Here is a 15,477-nt window from a genome sequence, read left to right as displayed (position 1 = left end):
CCGTCAGCCGGTGAAGTGACGGCGGCACCGCGCCTCGTACATCTCCGCCCCACCGACGCGCGCGACGGACGATTCGCGGGCGTCGGCGTGCGCCTCGGGGTGCCGGAGCTGGTGGAAGGCCGCGTCCCGCCCACAGATCTCGCACGCGGCCGTGAGTTTCGTGATCTCCTCCGCGTGCGCCATCAATGTGGCGATCGGCTCGTAGGGTCCACCGTCGAAGGTCATGCACAGCCCCGCGATGTCGACCGGGATCCCCGCGTCCAGGATCCGGTTGAGCACCGGGACGAGTCCGATACCGAAGAACTGGGCCTCGTCGACGGCGACGAGATCCACCGGCCGGGCCAGGGCCAGTCCGGCGACGGCCTCGGCGTCAGTGACCGCGTGGGCGGGAGTGCTCAACCCGGTGTGGGAGGCCACGATCCGTCGTCCGTAACGGTCGTCGAGGGCGTGGGTGACCACGACGACGTCGTCCCCCTGCTGTCTCGCACCCCGGATGCGGTGCAGCAGATCCTCGGTCTTGCCCGCGAACATCGGCCCGGTGATCACCCGCAGCCGACCGGCCTGCCTGTCGTGCATACCCGCACCGTACTACGTCCGGCCGGGTGAAACCGCTGACGCGGCGGTGAATGCTCTGTAGCGTGGAGGGCACACGAGAGCCGAGCAGGTCCGGAAAGATTCCGCCGAGGCACGTCGCTGCACCGCATGGTGGGCTTTCCCGCATTTGCCCGGGTCATCCACGAGAGGAGCCATCATGCGAATCACGCCCCGATCGACCACCACCAGAACCCTGCCCCGTGTCCTCACCGCCGCCGTGGGAGCCGTCGGACTGCTCGCCGTCAGCGCCTGCGCCACCAACGGCGAGGCGCAGGACACCATGGACAACTCCCCCGCCGACCAGACCACCCAGCCCGTCAACACCGCCACGGAGACCGACGGGACCACGACCAGCGCCGCCGCCGCCGACGACGCGGAGCTCACCGCGACCATGAACAACGCCGACGGCTCGGAGCTGGGCACCGCCGAGTTCAACGAGACCGACGGCGCCGTGGAGATCGGCGTCGAGCTCTCCGGGATGGAGCCGGGGTTCTACGGCCTCCACATCCACCAGATCGGCACCTGCGAGCCGGACAGCGCCGCCCCGGACGATCCGGCCGACACCGGTGACTTTATGTCCGCCGGCAGCCACATCGGCTCCGACGAGTCCGAACACCCCAATCACACCGGTGACCTGCCGCAGCTGCTGGTGAAGGAGTCCGGGGACGCGATGATCACCTTCGAGACCGACCGGCTGAGCCTGTCGGACCTGGAGGATGAGGACGGCTCGGCGCTGATGATCCACTCCAACCCCGACAACTACGCGAATATCCCGGAGCGCTACGCCACCGACGGCATCGATGATGAGACGTTGAGCACCGGTGACGCGGGCAGCCGCCTCGCCTGTGGCGTCATCGGCGGTTAATCCCCCCTCCCTCCCCGCACACGCCGAAGACCTCCCGGACGGAACCGGGAGGTCTTCTCGCGTCCCTGGGTGTATCCCCGTGTCCTGTCAATCGAGCGGGGCGGGATTCAGGTGCGAGACCGTCAGCTCCCCGTTGCGGGAGTCCAGATAGTACAGCTGTGCCACCACGGGGACGTCGGGTTCCAGCACCAGCCCCAAGGGGACGTCCAGCGGCACCGCCTCCGGTTCAATCAGGCCGTTGATCCGCTGGTGTTTCACGCGCCGCGGCTCCACCCGGATCTCGTAGGCCCCCACCGGATCGGAGTCCTCGTGGTAGACCATCAGGCTCACGCAGGCGGGGGTGTCCCCGGTGTTGAGCAGGCACAGTGTGTTGCGTGAGGTGAACTCCGGCTCGCGGCCGGTGCTCTGACTGGGGGCGAAACCCGCGGAGAACACCCAGGTGGTGCGTCCCAGGCCGGCGGATGTGTTCTTGCCTGACTGTTTCATCGTTCTCATTCCCCTGTCTCCGCGAACAGCTCGCGCAGGTAGTCGTTCATGAACACTCCCCCGGGATCCATCTCGCGGCGGATCCGCTGGAAGGTTCCCCATTCCAGGTAGAGCTCGGCGCCCTTGAGCGAGTGCTTCTTTCCCCAGTGCGGCCGGCCACCGAAGCGGCGGAACAACGGTTCGAGGTCGTCGAAGTACTGCTGGAACGCCAGCGTGTTGTTCTGCAGCAGAGCGATGGTCATCGTGGGCCGCGTCTGGGCGTTGGACAGCATCGCCCGGTCCGGTGCGATGGTGCGCACCAGCACCCGCCATCCCACGGTGGCGCGATGCCGTGTCTTGACGCGTTCACGCACCTGCCGGAACGCCTCCAACTGCGTGTCCAGCGGGAGCATGTACTCCATTTCCTCGAAGTGCAGGTGCCGGTCGTTGGGGATGATCTCGTACGAGGGGCCCGTCCGGTCCTCCTTGAGCCGCCCCTCGGGTACGAGATCGGGTTCCTCGCCGGGTTTGTTGAGCATGCGCACCTGGGCGAGATCGCTGCGCGGATACCAGTAGAAGTCCACGCTGCGGTTCGTCTCGATCAGCTCGGCGAAGTTCTCCAGCACCCAGTCGATGTGGGTGATCCAGTTCTGCCGGTGCAGTTCGTAGGACTCCTCGAGCCGCAGGGTCAGCGAGGTCAGGATCCCCAGGCTGCCCAGTGAGACCTGGGCGGCGCGCAACAGATCATGCTCCCGGTCTTCCCCGGCGTCCACGCCGAAGGCGACCTCCTCCCCCAGGCCGTTGACCAGTCGGCCACCGATCAGGGTGGAGGAGAGATTGCCCAGGGCGATTCCCGTGCCGTGGGTGGCGGTGCCGATCGCCCCAGCGATGGTCTGGTAGTCCACGTCGCCGAGGTTCTCCATGGCCAGACCGTGCTTCGCCAGTTGTCTACCCAACTGGTGCAGCCCGGTGCCCGGCAGCACGCGCGCCCGGTGTTTTTCCGGGTCGGCGTCCGCCACCCCGTTCATGCTGTCCAGAGACACAAGGGTGTCGCCGGTGTTGAAGACGGGTTGGGAGGAGTGGCCGGATCCGACCGGGCGGAGGGTGCGTGAGGCCTTGCGTGCCCCGGTCACCAGCCGGGTGACCTCCCGGGTGTTCTTCGGCTGCGCGCGGTCCGAGGGCGTGAACCTGATGCTGCCCGACCAGTTGACGAATTCCTCCGCCACTTCTGTCCTCCTGTGTCTTCGTCCGGCGCGCCGAAACGGGTGAAGCGGCGGGACCGGGACCGTGTCCCTCTCCCGCCGCTTCAGCTCATCCGCCGGCCGTCAGTTTCCCTGCCCGCGGAAATGACTGTTATCCCTCGTCGCCACCGGTGCGCGGCAGGTTGCCCAGCGAGCCGTTGAGGACGTCCTCGGCGGTGGCCTGGTGGTTGATCACCGAGCTCGTCTGCTGGCCCCACTGCTTCGGGTCGATGACATCACCGTTGTCGCCGAGGTTCTCGAGCCGCTTGTTCTCGTCGTCGGTGAACGTCTGCCTCGGCAGCGGCTTGAGGTGCTTGACGTCGTCGGCGGTGAGACCGATGATCTCGCCGACGCGCTTGCCGTAGTCGTCGTGGACCATGAAGAAGTGCCAGAGCATGCGCTCCTGGACGTCGCGCTCACAGTCGGAGAGCATGCCACCCAGGACCTTGACCAGCTCGTCGCGCTCCCAGTCCATCATGGTGTTGTAGCGGCCGCGCGCGTGCAGGTAGTCGTTGGTGCGGTCCAGCTCCGCGCGCATCAGCTGCCCGGTGACCTCCGGCGGGTAGTTCGGGGTCTTCTCCGACTCCTGCAGCCCGTTGTGGATACTGGGCTCGTAGTTGACGTGCGGGTTCTGGTCCGGGTGCAGATCCACCCCGTAGGACATCTCGCCGCCGCGCTGGTTGGTGTGCACCCGGCCCTTGACGCCCTTGGGCTGGTTCACCGGCAGCTGCAGGTAGTTGCCGCCGACGCGGTAGCGCTGGGTGTCGGAGTAGCTGAAGGTGCGCCCGACCAGCATCTTGTCGTCGGAGAAGTCCAGGCCGTCGACCAGCACGCCGGTGCCCATGGCGATCTGCTCGTTCTCGTTGTGGAAGTCCTCGACGTTACGGTTGAGCGTCATCACGCCCACGTGGCGCAGCGGGAACTGATCCTCGGGCCAGGTCTTGGTGTCGTCCAGCGGATCCCAGTCCAGCTCCTCGTGGTAGCCGTCCTCCATGATCTGCACGTAGAGGTCCCACTTCGGGTGGTCCCCGCGCTCGATGGCCTCGAAGAGGTCCTTCGATGCCGTACCCAGGTCCTGTCCCTGGACCTTGGCGGCCTCCTCCTCGGTGAGGGAGGCGACGCCCTGGTGCGGGTGGAAGTGGTACTTGACCAGAACGGTCTCACCGTCGGCGTTGACCATCTTGTAGGTGTTGACGCCGAAGCCCTCCATGTGGCGGTAGGTGGCGGGGATACCGCGCGGGGAGAACAGGTGGGTGAGCATGTGCATCGACTCCGGGGACTGGCTCATGAAGTCGAAGATGCGGTTGGGCTCCTGGCGGAAGGTGACCGGATCCGGCTTCAGGGCGTGGATGACGTCCGGGAACTTGATCGCGTCCCGGATGAAGAAGATGGCCAGGTTGTTGCCCACCAGATCCCAGTTGCCGTCCTCGGTGTAGAACTTCACCGCGAAGCCGCGGGGGTCGCGGGCCACTTCCGAGGAGTCGCGGCCGCCGATGACCGTGGAGAAACGGATGGCCAGCTCGGTTTTCTTGCCGGCCTCCTGGAACAGCTTGGCGCGGGTGTACTTCGAGGCCGGCTCGTCGCCGATCTTGCCGGTGGCCTCGAACTCGCCATAGGCCACGAAGCCGCGGGCGTGGACCACACGCTCGGGAATCCGCTCGCGGTCGAAGTGGGAGATCTTCTCCAGGAAGTGGTAGTTCTCCAGGGTCGCCGGTCCGCGGTTGCCGACCGTGCGGGTGTTCTGGTTGTCGGGGACGGGGTGTCCCTGTCGGGTGGTCAGGATCTGGTCATTGTCAGTCATGTCGCTCCTCCGGTTGCGTCATGTCCGCCCTGACGCCAAGTGCCTCGGCCATCAGGCGCAGCTCGTGATTCAGGTCACGGGTTCAGCATAGCTACGTCGGTCTTTTCCTGCAGTGACACGGATGTTCCACTCACAGGTGCGGATTGTCCGAGAGGTCGAGCACCAGCGCACCCCGCACCTCGTCGGCGTCGAGACGACGGTGGGCCTCCGCGACGTCGGCGAGGGGCACCGTTTCCACCGGCAGCTTCAGCCGCCCGGCGGACACCGCGTCGAGCAGCTCCAGCATCTGGGCGGAGCCGAGCTTCACCAGGGGCATGGCGATGCCGTGCGAGTCGCGGGTCTCGGGGACCAGGGTGATGGCCGCCCCGCCGGCGCCCTCCAGGGAGTCGGCGTACTCACCGGTCTCGGGGGTGCCGCGCAGATCGATTGAGGCCGCGACCGGGTCACCCTCGGTCGCGGCCTCGATGCGCCCGGACAAATCGTCGCCCTCGGTGACCGGCACCGCCCCGAGCTCCCTCAGGTACTCCCGGTTCTCCTCGGCGGCGGTGGCGATGACGCGCAGCCCGCGGGTCACGGCCAGCTGGATGAGTGCTGTACCCACTCCCCCGGCAGCACCATGGATCACGATGACATCGTTGGGCTCGAGATCGAAGTCCTGGAGGGCGGACAGCGCCGCCTGCCCCACGGCCGGCAGTCCGGCGGCCAGTTCCCACTCCATGTCCCCGGGCCGGGCGGCGAGCCGGTCGGCGGTGACGTCGACCAGGTCCGCTGCGGCGGCCTCGGCGCCCCAGCCGATGACCTCCTCGCCGACCTCCCAGCCGGCGTCGTTGGATTCCACGACCACCCCGGCGAACGCTCCGCCGAGGGGGACGGGCGCCTCGCCGCCGAGGCTGCCGGTCCGGCGGCGGGCGTCGAGCTGGTTCACGCCGGCCGCCCGCACCGCGACGCGCACGCCGCCCGGCGCGAGATCGGGCATGTCCCGCTCGTCGATCGTGATCACGTCGGGTCCGCCGAACTTCTCGGCCACCACAACTCGGCTTCGCGTTGGCATGTGGGTCCCTCCTCTGGGAAACGGGTGCTCTCGTGCTGAGGGCGGGTGCCGCCGGAGCCGGCCGGAGCACGGGAGTTCCCTCGCCGTCCTCCGGTGGACGGCCACCTGCCCCCGACGTTACCGGGACTTCCGTCCGTCGGCCCGGAAAAATCACTACCCCGCCGCCTGCCGACGCCCGCGTCGCCCGCCCGGGCGGCGGCGGAAGACCTGCCGGGGCCGGTGGCGTACGCCCCATTTCTACCGGTGCCCGCCGGAGGGATGCTCTCCCGCCGCATCATTGCAGCTCAGCCACCTGCTGCAGTGGTCGTCGTGGAAGAAACGCCGAGCCACCCCTACCCTGGCGGACATGCGAGCAATGACCTATTACGAGTACGGCGACAATGACGTTCTGCAGCTGCGGGACATCCCCGACCCGAAGGTGGGCCCGGGCCAGATTCTGGTGCGCGTGACCCGCGCCTCGGTCAATCCGGTGGATTGGAAGGTCATGTCCGGGGCCCTCGATTCCATGCTGGAGGCGCACTTCCCCGTGGTGCCGGGCTGGGACGTCGCCGGTGTCGTCGAGGGGCTCGGCCCGGACACCCCCGAATTCGCCGTGGGCGACCGGGTGGCCGCCTACGCCCGCAAGATGGTCGTCTCCGGCGGCACCTTCGCCGAGTACATCGCCATGCCCGCGGAGTTCGCCGCCCCCATCCCCGAGGGTGTCAGCGATGAACAGGCCGCGGCGCTGCCCCTGACCGGGCTGACTGCCAAGCGGTCGATCGAGGCCCTCCAGGTCACGGACTCCGACATCGTCCTGCTCCACGCGGCATCGGGCGGCGTCGGGTATCTCGCGGCCCAGCAGGCGGTACTCCGCGGCGCCAGGGTGATCGGCACCTGTTCGCCGGACAACTTCGACAAGCTGCGCGCCGTCGGCGCCACGCCGGTCGAGTACGGCGACGGGCTGACCGAACGCCTCCGGGAGGCGGCCCCGGAAGGCATCGACGCCGTGGCCGATTTCGTCGGCGGGGTCCTCGGGACCACGCTCGAGGTGCTGGGCGACGGCGACCGCCACGTCTCGATCGCCGACCCGGAGGTCACCGAACACGGCGGTCGGTGGTTGTGGGTCCGCCCCGACGGTGCCGGGCTCGCCGAGTTGCTGCAGCTGGTGGCGGCGGGCGACCTCACGGTCGACATCGACCGCATCCTGCCGTTGGGCGAGGTGGCCGAGGGCTTCCGCCTCAGCCGGAACGGCGAGGCGAACGGCAAGATCGTCATCGACGTAGAGCGCTGATCCCGACCCCTCCCCGCACCGAGAAGGAGGCCCACATGTCCGGCCCCGACCGCACTGTCCTCATCACCGGCGCCACCGGCGGCCTGGGCCACGGCCTCGCCCGCGCACTGAGCGGGGAACCCGGACGGCTCATCCTGCACGGTCGCAACCCGGACCGGCTCGCCGATCTGCGCTCCGAGCTGGCTGGCGCCACCGCCACCGTCGAAACCGTGACTGCCGACCTGTCGGAGCAGGCGCAGGTCCACGCTCTCGCCACGCAGGTCGCCGACCTCACGGACCACCTGCACGTGCTGGTCAACAATGCGGGTGTCGGCCCCGGCCGCGGCGACCGGCGGGAGCTGTCCCCCGACGGCGTCGAGCTGCGCCTGGCGGTCAACCACCTGGCACCGTTCGCCCTGAGCCTGCTGCTGCTTCCACTGCTGCGGCGCGGCGCCCCGGCGCGCATCGTCAACGTCGCCTCCGCCGCCCAGCAGGAGGTGGAGCTCGAGGATCTCCATCTCCGGCACGGCTACTCCGGCTCGCGGGCCTACGCCCAGAGCAAACTGGCGATGGTCGCCGCCGGCTTTGAGCTCGCCGAACACCTGGACCCGGCGGAGGTCACGGTCAACAGCCTGCACCCGGCCACGCTGATGCCGACGGCGATGGTGCACGAGGGCTGGGGCCACACCATCGACGAGTTGTCCACCGGCATCGCGGCCACCCGCCGCCTGATCGACGCGCCCGAGCTGGCCGGGGTCAGTGGCCGGTACTTCTCCGGGACGCGGGAAGCCCGCGCACTCCCCCAGGCGCAGGATCCGCGGTTCCGGCGCAGGCTGTGGGAGATCAGCTCAGAACTGACCGGCACGCGGCTGTAGCCGCAGGTGCTAGCGCAGCACCCAGCGCGGGATGGCGCGTCGATAAGCGTCGTACTCGCCGCCGAAGGCCCGCTCCAGCGCCGCCTCCTCCGCGGGGATCTGCCAACGGTCGATGGCCAGCACGAACCCCAGCACAGGCAGCAGGCCGGCCGGCGAGCGCCGGTGCACCGCGTGCGCCGCCAGCATCCCGGCCAGCCCGACGTACATCGGATTGCGCGTCCACGCGTTCACGCCGTCAGTGACCAGGGCCTGCGCCCTGTCGACGTCCATCGGGTCGACCGTGGTACCCCGCGAGCGGAAACGCAGCACGGCACCGACGGCCAGACCTGCGGAGGCCACGCCGAGCACCGTGGCCGCGCTCGTCGTCGCCCGCGCAGCGCGGGCACCACGCGTCATCGCCAACTGGGTGAGACCGGCACCGGCGGCCCACACTGCGGGAGGGATCCTCATGGCACCACAGGATACCGGCTCCTACCCCGCCGAGGGCAGCGCCGACACTCCCGCGGGGCGGCGCCGGGCGAAGACGGCGACCAGCATCGCCACGAAGGTCAGCAACCAGGCGCCCACCGCCACCCAGATCCAGCCCCGGCCGATCGCCGCCACCATCGGCAGGTCATCGGCGCGCCCGAGCTGCATGCCGGCCACCGCGTACATCCCGAGCGGGAAGACGATGCTCCACTGCGCGGCCTTGTAGTGCAGCGGAATCCCGTGCACGATGTGGCGCCAGAATCCGACGGCGACCAGCAGGGGAATCAGCGCGGTGGCGAAGCACCACATGATCACGCTGACACCGGAGATCAGCTGCTGGGAGGCCGTCACCATCGGCGAGCTCCCCGGATCGAGCCCCACGATGAGGGATCCGCCGACGATCGTGACGGCCATCGCCCCCATGGTGATCCAGTAGGACTGGTTCATGTCCGCCGGCCCCACGGGCTGACCGGTCAGGCGCACGAGGACCAGCGCCGCGACCGCCAGGTACAGCACGGCCCCGGCCGACCACCCCATGACCGACACAGTGGCCAGTTCATATGTCCACCCGGGGAACACGGGTGAGAGCATGGCCGCCAGGACGGCCACGGACTGGGCGGCCACCACCCACACGAACCACGTGCCGTCGACCACCCGCAGCGGCGGTGGTCCCCCGCCGAGCGCCGCCAGCCACGGCACGACGTACCCGAGGATGACGCCCGCCACGAGACCGATGAGCAGGAGAACCAGCGCCGCACGGTAGGCCCCGTGCTCGGCCAGGGCCACGCCAAGCACGTCGGTCCCGGCCACAAACGTGAAGAACCCGAAGGAACGCGCCGGGTCGCGGAGGTCCCCCACCAGCAGATGACGCCAGCGGAGCAGCCGCACCACGGTCATGACGACGAGCGCGAGGTAGCCGACGCCGGCGACACCGATCAGGACCCAGGATGCGGCGGCCAGGCCGACCAGATCCAGTCCCACCGCCACGATGCCGGCCGCCATGACGAAGGCGAAGGCCGCCGGCGGCAACGTCATGATCAGCTCACGCACGCGGGTGCCCATGAAAGTCCTCCTCGTCTGCTCGGCCGGTGTGCTCCGCGACCGTCACCGGTGGTGAGCACGACACTCCCACGCTACACAGCCCACCCGCCCTCACCCGACGTCCACACACCGGGTCGTCGCGTGGCAGCCCCGTGCGATAATCCGGCCCTACGATCATCCGTCCGACGCGGGCGTTCCGCACCGGACTCCCCGCGGGGTGTGGTTGACTTGCTGAAAACTCACCTCGGGGGACCAACGACGTGGAGGGACCAAACCCAGATGGCAACCAGCGAGCTCGATTCCTCGTCCGGCATCCCCATGTACAAGCAGATCAAGGAGATCCTGCGCACGGAGATCCTGGAGGGGGTGGCGGATCCCGGCACGCCGATGACCGAGGCGCAGCTGCTCGAACGGTTCGGGGTCAGCCGCGCCCCCATCCGGCAGGCTCTGCGGGAACTGACCAACGAGGGCTACGTCTTCCGCAAGCAGGGCAAGGGGACATTCCCCGTGAGCGGGGCGCGGGTGGACCGGCCCGCCGACCTGCGGGTGGGTGGCCTGCACCGCTACCTGTCCGACCGGGGACTGCACCCGACGTCGGCCGTCTCAGCCGTCAGCCGCGTGACACCGCCCGCCCATGTCCAGCGCCACCTGCAGGTGGAGCAGGACGAACAGCTCCTGCACTTCAGCCGGGTGATCTCGGTGGATGATTCCCCGCTGCTCACCGCGGACGTCTATGTCCGCCCGCCGGCCGACTTCCACCCGACGGCCGCGGATCTCGAGGCCTCCGGTTCCGCCTTCGAGCTGATGGAGCAGCAGTACGGCATCCTGCTCGACCGCGCCGAACACGTCACCTGGGCGACGTCGGCCTCGGCCGAGCACGCCGCCATTCTCGGGGTGGCCGAGAACAGCCCCCTGTTGGCGATAGAGACCACCTTCTTCACCACGGGTGGGGTCCCCGCGGGCTGGCGCATCGCCCTGCACCTGGCCGAGGAGTTCAAGTACCGCTTCGTGGAGAACCGCTAGGAACCCCTGTCCGGGCGCCATCCGGGCTCGGCCCCTGCGTCGCGGGCCCTCCCCGACGTACCGGCCGACCGCGCATGTGCGCGACGTCCGTCCTCCGGTAGATTCGACCCCGGATCCCGGATCCATGACCCATCCCACCAGAGGATGCGGCCAGAGCAGGGACAACATTCCCACCGGTGGACGGCTCAGGCCGCGGAACGGGGGACCGGGGATGCGGCGGAAAGCACCTCCCCGGGGCCCCGGAAAATTCGGAACACCCCCGTTCACCGCCCCTTTCAGGGGAAAGATTTCACCCGTTCACCCCGTTCTTGACTTTGGCATGTCAATATGTCAATCTATTCCTAAGAACGTAAGGAAGGTCACATTAAAGGGACAGTGTGCTGCGGCTCGCCTGGCGGACACCGAGCTTTCCGGCCCATTGCTTCTCCTGCGTTTGCTGCCGCCTGCACCGCTTCATCACCGAACCGATCCCGGCCGATGCGGTGCCTGAATATTCACGGCGCGTGATGCCCGGGCGGCATCACGCCAACGAAAGGTAGTGCCAATGACAGACGGAAAGACGGTCAACACGGTCCTCGGCCCCGTCCCCGCGGAAGAACTGGGGGTCGTGGCTGTCCATGAGGCCCTGCTCTCGGTGTTCCCGGGGGCGCAGTACGCACCGGACATCGACTTCGACCGCGCCGAGATCTTCGACATCCTCAAGCGCAAGCTCACCGACTTCAAGGAGCACGGCGGCGGAACCATCGTGGACTCCACCGGCATGTTCCACGGCCGCGACCTGAAACTGTACGAGACCCTCTCCCGCTCCACGGGTGTCAACATCATCGCCTCCACCGGCCAGGGCCCGGAGGAGATGCTCGGCGGTTATTTCCTGACGCCACAGACCAACCCCCCGACGCCGTGGCCGGCCGAGAAGTTCGCCGACCTCTTCGCCAAGGAGGTCACCGAGGGCATGGTCGTTCCCCGCGTCGAGCGCCGCGCCGGCGCCGGCATCGTGACCACCACCGCCACCCGTGAGGGCATGACCGCCACCGACGAGAGCCTCTTCCGGGGCGCGGCCCGCGCCGCCCTCAGCACCGGCGTGCCGGCCTCCATCCGCTTCGGCGCCGACGCCGTGGCCGAACTCGGCATCGTCCTCGACGAGGGACTGCCGGCCGAGCGTGTCCTCGTCAACGGCCTCGACCGTCGCGACGCCGTCGAGGCCGGCGCTCCCCTCGAGATCGCCCGCCGGGGCGCCTACGTCGGGCTCGACCACGTCGGCCTGGACGACGACGCCGACCACCTCACCGACCGCGAGCGCGTTGACCTCGTGCTCGAGCTGGTCAAGGAAGGCTTCGCCGACCGTGTCATCCTCTCCGGCAACGCCATCGGCGTCGCCAAGGGACTGCCGGCCTACGAGCTGCCCTACAGCTACGTCGCCGCGACCTTCATCCCCTTCGCCAAGGAGCAGGGCCTGACCGACGAGGACGCGAAGCGCATCCTCGAGGACAACCCCCGCGACCTGCTGACCGTGCGCTGACACCGCCGCGTTATCCCACAGACCACAGAAAACAAGAGGTGAACAAGTTGTCCAAGGTCAACACCGTGCTGGGCACCATCCCGGTCGAGGAACTCGGCTTCGTCGCCATCCACGAGCACATCGGTTACGGCATGCCCGGCTCCGAGCTGGACACCAAGTGGTGGAAGGCCCCGGAAGTCCGCTACGAGGAGACCGTCCCGAAACTGCGTAAGTTCCACGAGTACGGCGGCGGCACGTTTGTCGACGCCACCGGCATCTGCAACGGCCGGGACATCCCCTACTACCAGTCCCTGTCCGAGAAGACCGGCGTGAACATCATCGCCTGCACCGGCTTCGTCGGCGGTGACACGGCCCTGCCGCACTTCGCGCAGGCCTCCGTCGACTACCTGACCAAGGTCTTCATCCACGAGATCACCGTGGGCATCACCGGCTCAGGCGCCAAGGCCGGCATCATCAAGGTCGGCGTCTCCCGCGGGGGCCGCATGACCGAGCTGGACAAGCGCATCTACCGCGCCGCGGCCCGGGCCGCCGTCGCCACCGGCGTGCCGGTCATGACCCACCTGGCGATCGACGCCGAGCCCGCCATCGCCATCTTCCAGGAGGAGGGACTGGATCTCGACCGCGTGCTCTTCGGCCACGTCGATGACGGCGTCAACCACGCGCAGACCCCGACCGAGCGGATCCTCGAGGTGGGCGGCCGCCTGGGCTTCGACACCTTCGGCTACGAGACCGAACTGCCGGACCCACCGTTCTGGGCCCGCCCCCGCAAGGACCGCATGGACCACTTCCTGCGCACCCTGGCTGCCGGCCACGTCGATAAGGTGCTCGCCTCGGCCGACGCCAACTGCTCCCCGCTCGGCTGGCCCGGAGTCAAGGGCCACACCATCAACTACATTTTCGAGGTCCTCATCCCCGACCTGCAGCGCAACGACATCGACGAGGAGACGATCAACCAGATCTTCGTCGACAACGCCCACGACTTTCTGGCCATGCAGGCCTGATCCTCCCCCGCTCCACCAGCAACTTCCCACCCCACACCCGGCGCGCAGAAGGCGCCGCATCCCGGAAAGAGAAGAACCATGCAGGCTTCCGACATCAAGAACCTGAACATCGCCGTCATCGGCGGCGGCTACGCCGGCGCCACCGCGGGCCTGGCGCTCAGCCAGATCGGCGCCAACGTCAAGGTCTACGAGCAGGCTCCCGCCTCCGGGGAGGTCGGCGCGGGCATCGGCCTGCGCCCGGCGTCGGTCAAGCTCTTCAAGAAGCTCGGTATCTTCGACGCCATCGAGAAGGTCACCTCCCCGTCCGACTACTTCGAGATCCTCGACGCCAAGGGCAACGTGATCACCCGCGAGGAGTGGCCGCACCTGTCCGAGGGCGGCGAGAAGCACAACACCCGCATGATCCACCGTCGCGACTTCATCGACGCACTGGTCAGTCAGCTGCCCGAGGGTGTTCTCCAGCTCGGCCACCGGGCCGAGGAGATCACCGACAACGGTGACTCGGCCACCGTCAGGTTCTCCAACGGCGTCGAGGAGACCTTCGACATCGTCGTCGGCGCCGACGGCATCAAGTCCAAGGTTCGCGGCCTGTGGTCCGATTCCCAGCCGGTCATGCAGCGCGCCCACGCCTACCGCGCCGTCATCGACGGCTCCCTGGGCGAGGGACTGCTCGTCGACGACAACCTGCGCCTCTACCTCGAGGCCGAGACCGGCCGCATGATCTACTTCCTGCCGCTGCGCCACCGCGGTGAGAACGGCCAGATCTCCTTCGACATCACCGTTCCGCACGACGACACCACCTGGAACCCGAACGTGTCGAAGGAGGAGGTGCTCGAGATGCTGAAGAACTTCGACGAGCGTCTGCTCAGGATCGTCGAGAAGCTCGACTGGGACGAGGTCAACCAGCGCGCCGCCGCGGATCTGGACCCGCAGGACAAGTGGAACTCAGACGCGGTCGTCCTGATCGGCGACGCCGCCCACGCCATGCTGCACCACCAGGGCCAGGGTGCGAACTCCGCGGTCATCGACGCCGGTGTGCTGGCCGACTGCCTCGTCGAGGCCGACACCGTGCCCGAGGCGCTGGCCCTCTACACCTCCCAGCGCAAGGAGCCGGTCCAGGAGCTGCAGCGTATCTCCCGCGAGTCCTGGAACGCGGAGTCCGCCGGCAAGACCGCTTTCCCGGAGAAGGAGAAGATCAACTACTGATCCCCGCCCACGACCGCACCACCTGACGGCGCCGGTGCGACAACCATACTGGGGCCAGGTTGCCGCGCCGGCGCCGTCGCCGTACACGAAAGGAATGCATCACCCATGACCCTGCACCCCGAGATCGCCAGGATCGTCGAGCAGATCCCGCCCGCCTCCACCACCCCGCCGAACCCGCAGGCCATGCGCGAGGCCGAGGCCGGCCAGGTCCCGCCGCCCGAGGATCGCCTGCCGCTTCACGACGTCGCGGACACCACGGCGTCGACGCCCGCCGGTGATGTGCCGGTCCGCATCTACACCCCGGTCGAGGCCGATTCCTTCGGCCTGATCGTCTACTTCCACGGCGGCGCGTTCTTCTCCGGCAGCCTGGACACCCACGACCACGTGGCACGTTCACTGGCGAAGGAGACCGGCCACAAGGTCATCTCCGTCGGCTACAGTCTCGCCCCGGAGGCGGCGTTCCCGACCGCGCTCAACGAGTGTCTCGGCGTCGTGAAGTGGGCCGCCGACAGCGGTGACCGGCTGGACTGGGACGGAAGGAACCTGGCCCTGGCCGGCGACAGCTCCGGCGGCAACTTCGTCGCGGCCGTGACCGCCATGGCCCACGACGAGGGCTTCGACCGCATCACCCACCAGGTGCTCTACTACCCGTCCGTGGACCTGGACTTCGACCGGTCGCGTTGGCCGTCGCTGCAGGAGAACGCCGAGGGCTACGGCCTGGAGTACAACGGCCTGGCCCCCTTCAACTCCTTCTACCTGGACAACGGCGCCGATCCGGCCGACCCGCTGGTCTCCCCCATCAAGCGCGAGGACCTCTCCGGCCTGCCGAAGGCCTTGATCGTCACCGCCGGCTACGACCCGCTGCGCGACGAGGGCGAGGCCTACGGTCAGCGTCTGGAGGACGCCGGCGTCGAGGTCACCACCAAGCGTTACGACGCCGCCAACCACGGCTTCGTGGCCAACTTCTCGTGGATACCCGAGTTCTACGAGGTGTTCCACGACACCGCCCGCTTCCTCAACGAGGGCTGACCGCCCCCGCACCACGAGCCGCGCCCGCCCCACGGCGGCCCGGCAGTGA

15 protein-coding genes are annotated in these 15,477 nt (G+C 68.6%); 8 read left to right on the top strand and 7 right to left on the bottom strand.

Features of this window, described 5'->3' with window-relative positions; genetic code table 11:
- Positions 1–3 precede the first annotated feature (3 nt).
- Positions 4–576 carry a thymidine kinase gene (locus tag A605_RS05330; protein ID WP_015400479.1) on the bottom strand — a complete coding sequence of 191 codons (573 nt, stop codon included), beginning with the start codon at positions 574–576 and terminating at the stop codon, positions 4–6.
- 175 nt (positions 577–751) lie between these two features.
- Here A605_RS05330 and A605_RS15935 point away from each other — a divergent pair, with 175 nt between their 5' ends.
- A complete protein-coding gene (locus A605_RS15935; RefSeq protein ID WP_015400478.1) occupies positions 752–1,459 on the top strand; it encodes a superoxide dismutase family protein in 708 nt (235 codons plus the stop codon).
- Between the two features lie 87 nt (positions 1,460–1,546).
- Here A605_RS15935 and A605_RS05320 read toward each other — a convergent pair whose 3' ends face one another.
- From A605_RS05320 to A605_RS05305, 4 genes are all read right to left on the bottom strand, one after another.
- Positions 1,547–1,945 carry a sensory rhodopsin transducer gene (locus tag A605_RS05320; RefSeq protein ID WP_015400477.1) on the bottom strand — a complete coding sequence of 133 codons (399 nt, stop codon included), beginning with the start codon at positions 1,943–1,945 and terminating at the stop codon, positions 1,547–1,549.
- Between the two features lie 5 nt (positions 1,946–1,950).
- A complete protein-coding gene (locus tag A605_RS05315) occupies positions 1,951–3,150 on the bottom strand; it encodes a D-arabinono-1,4-lactone oxidase (protein WP_015400476.1) in 1,200 nt (399 codons plus the stop codon).
- Positions 3,151–3,277: 127 nt separating this feature from the next.
- Positions 3,278–4,966, bottom strand: a complete 1,689-nt coding sequence (locus tag A605_RS05310) for a catalase (RefSeq protein WP_015400475.1) — start codon at positions 4,964–4,966, stop codon at positions 3,278–3,280.
- Between the two features lie 130 nt (positions 4,967–5,096).
- On the bottom strand, positions 5,097–6,017 hold the full coding sequence (locus A605_RS05305) for a quinone oxidoreductase family protein (RefSeq protein ID WP_027004339.1): 921 nt from the start codon (positions 6,015–6,017) through the stop codon (positions 5,097–5,099).
- A gap of 346 nt (positions 6,018–6,363) precedes the next feature.
- On the opposite strand from A605_RS05305, the gene A605_RS05300 reads away from it, so the two are divergent.
- Together A605_RS05300 and A605_RS05295 are read left to right on the top strand one after the other, a co-directional pair.
- Complete coding sequence (locus A605_RS05300) at positions 6,364–7,287, top strand: NADP-dependent oxidoreductase (RefSeq protein WP_027004338.1); 924 nt, start codon at positions 6,364–6,366, stop codon at positions 7,285–7,287.
- Between the two features lie 35 nt (positions 7,288–7,322).
- Positions 7,323–8,141 (top strand): SDR family NAD(P)-dependent oxidoreductase, encoded by an 819-nt coding sequence (locus tag A605_RS05295; RefSeq protein ID WP_015400472.1) that lies wholly within the window; start codon positions 7,323–7,325, stop codon positions 8,139–8,141.
- Between the two features lie 9 nt (positions 8,142–8,150).
- Here A605_RS05295 and A605_RS05290 read toward each other — a convergent pair whose 3' ends face one another.
- Together A605_RS05290 and A605_RS05285 are read right to left on the bottom strand one after the other, a co-directional pair.
- Positions 8,151–8,591: a methyltransferase family protein gene (locus A605_RS05290; protein WP_034990691.1), complete on the bottom strand. Its 441-nt coding sequence runs from the start codon at positions 8,589–8,591 to the stop codon at positions 8,151–8,153.
- 21 nt (positions 8,592–8,612) lie between these two features.
- On the bottom strand, positions 8,613–9,671 hold the full coding sequence (locus A605_RS05285) for a tellurite resistance/C4-dicarboxylate transporter family protein (RefSeq protein WP_015400470.1): 1,059 nt from the start codon (positions 9,669–9,671) through the stop codon (positions 8,613–8,615).
- 258 nt (positions 9,672–9,929) lie between these two features.
- Between A605_RS05285 and A605_RS05280 the strand changes: the two genes are divergently transcribed.
- The 5 genes from A605_RS05280 to A605_RS05260 all read left to right on the top strand — a co-directional run bounded on the left by A605_RS05280 (position 9,930) and on the right by A605_RS05260 (position 15,428).
- Complete coding sequence (locus A605_RS05280; protein WP_015400469.1) at positions 9,930–10,673, top strand: GntR family transcriptional regulator; 744 nt, start codon at positions 9,930–9,932, stop codon at positions 10,671–10,673.
- Between the two features lie 544 nt (positions 10,674–11,217).
- Positions 11,218–12,192 carry a phosphotriesterase family protein gene (locus A605_RS05275; protein ID WP_015400468.1) on the top strand — a complete coding sequence of 325 codons (975 nt, stop codon included), beginning with the start codon at positions 11,218–11,220 and terminating at the stop codon, positions 12,190–12,192.
- A gap of 47 nt (positions 12,193–12,239) precedes the next feature.
- Positions 12,240–13,193 (top strand): phosphotriesterase family protein, encoded by a 954-nt coding sequence (locus A605_RS05270; RefSeq protein WP_027004337.1) that lies wholly within the window; start codon positions 12,240–12,242, stop codon positions 13,191–13,193.
- Positions 13,194–13,271: 78 nt separating this feature from the next.
- The gene (locus tag A605_RS05265) at positions 13,272–14,399 is read left to right on the top strand and encodes an FAD-dependent oxidoreductase (RefSeq protein ID WP_015400466.1); all 1,128 of its coding nucleotides are present in this window, start codon (positions 13,272–13,274) and stop codon (positions 14,397–14,399) included.
- 105 nt (positions 14,400–14,504) lie between these two features.
- The gene (locus tag A605_RS05260; protein ID WP_015400465.1) at positions 14,505–15,428 is read left to right on the top strand and encodes an alpha/beta hydrolase; all 924 of its coding nucleotides are present in this window, start codon (positions 14,505–14,507) and stop codon (positions 15,426–15,428) included.
- The last annotated feature ends 49 nt before the right edge of the window (positions 15,429–15,477 follow it).

The sequence above is a fragment of the Corynebacterium halotolerans YIM 70093 = DSM 44683 genome (assembly GCF_000341345.1).
Taxonomy (GTDB): Bacteria; Actinomycetota; Actinomycetes; order Mycobacteriales; family Mycobacteriaceae; genus Corynebacterium; species Corynebacterium halotolerans.
Note: the sequence above shows the minus strand (reverse complement) of the source record. Positions and strands in the feature narration are given on the sequence as shown.

Bases quoted from the DNA above. Each gene is read 5' to 3' on its own strand.
- A605_RS05330 (WP_015400479.1), bottom strand. From the start codon at position 576: ATGCACGACAGGCAGGCCGGTCGGCTGCGGGTGATCACCGGGCCGATG.
- A605_RS15935 (WP_015400478.1), top strand. From the start codon at position 752: ATGCGAATCACGCCCCGATCGACCACCACCAGAACCCTGCCCCGTGTC.
- A605_RS05320 (WP_015400477.1), bottom strand. From the start codon at position 1,945: ATGAAACAGTCAGGCAAGAACACATCCGCCGGCCTGGGACGCACCACC.
- A605_RS05310 (WP_015400475.1), bottom strand. From the start codon at position 4,966: ATGACTGACAATGACCAGATCCTGACCACCCGACAGGGACACCCCGTC.
- A605_RS05305 (WP_027004339.1), bottom strand. From the start codon at position 6,017: ATGCCAACGCGAAGCCGAGTTGTGGTGGCCGAGAAGTTCGGCGGACCC.
- A605_RS05300 (WP_027004338.1), top strand. From the start codon at position 6,364: ATGCGAGCAATGACCTATTACGAGTACGGCGACAATGACGTTCTGCAG.
- A605_RS05295 (WP_015400472.1), top strand. From the start codon at position 7,323: ATGTCCGGCCCCGACCGCACTGTCCTCATCACCGGCGCCACCGGCGGC.
- A605_RS05290 (WP_034990691.1), bottom strand. From the start codon at position 8,591: ATGAGGATCCCTCCCGCAGTGTGGGCCGCCGGTGCCGGTCTCACCCAG.
- A605_RS05285 (WP_015400470.1), bottom strand. From the start codon at position 9,671: ATGGGCACCCGCGTGCGTGAGCTGATCATGACGTTGCCGCCGGCGGCC.
- A605_RS05280 (WP_015400469.1), top strand. From the start codon at position 9,930: ATGGCAACCAGCGAGCTCGATTCCTCGTCCGGCATCCCCATGTACAAG.
- A605_RS05275 (WP_015400468.1), top strand. From the start codon at position 11,218: ATGACAGACGGAAAGACGGTCAACACGGTCCTCGGCCCCGTCCCCGCG.
- A605_RS05265 (WP_015400466.1), top strand. From the start codon at position 13,272: ATGCAGGCTTCCGACATCAAGAACCTGAACATCGCCGTCATCGGCGGC.
- A605_RS05260 (WP_015400465.1), top strand. From the start codon at position 14,505: ATGACCCTGCACCCCGAGATCGCCAGGATCGTCGAGCAGATCCCGCCC.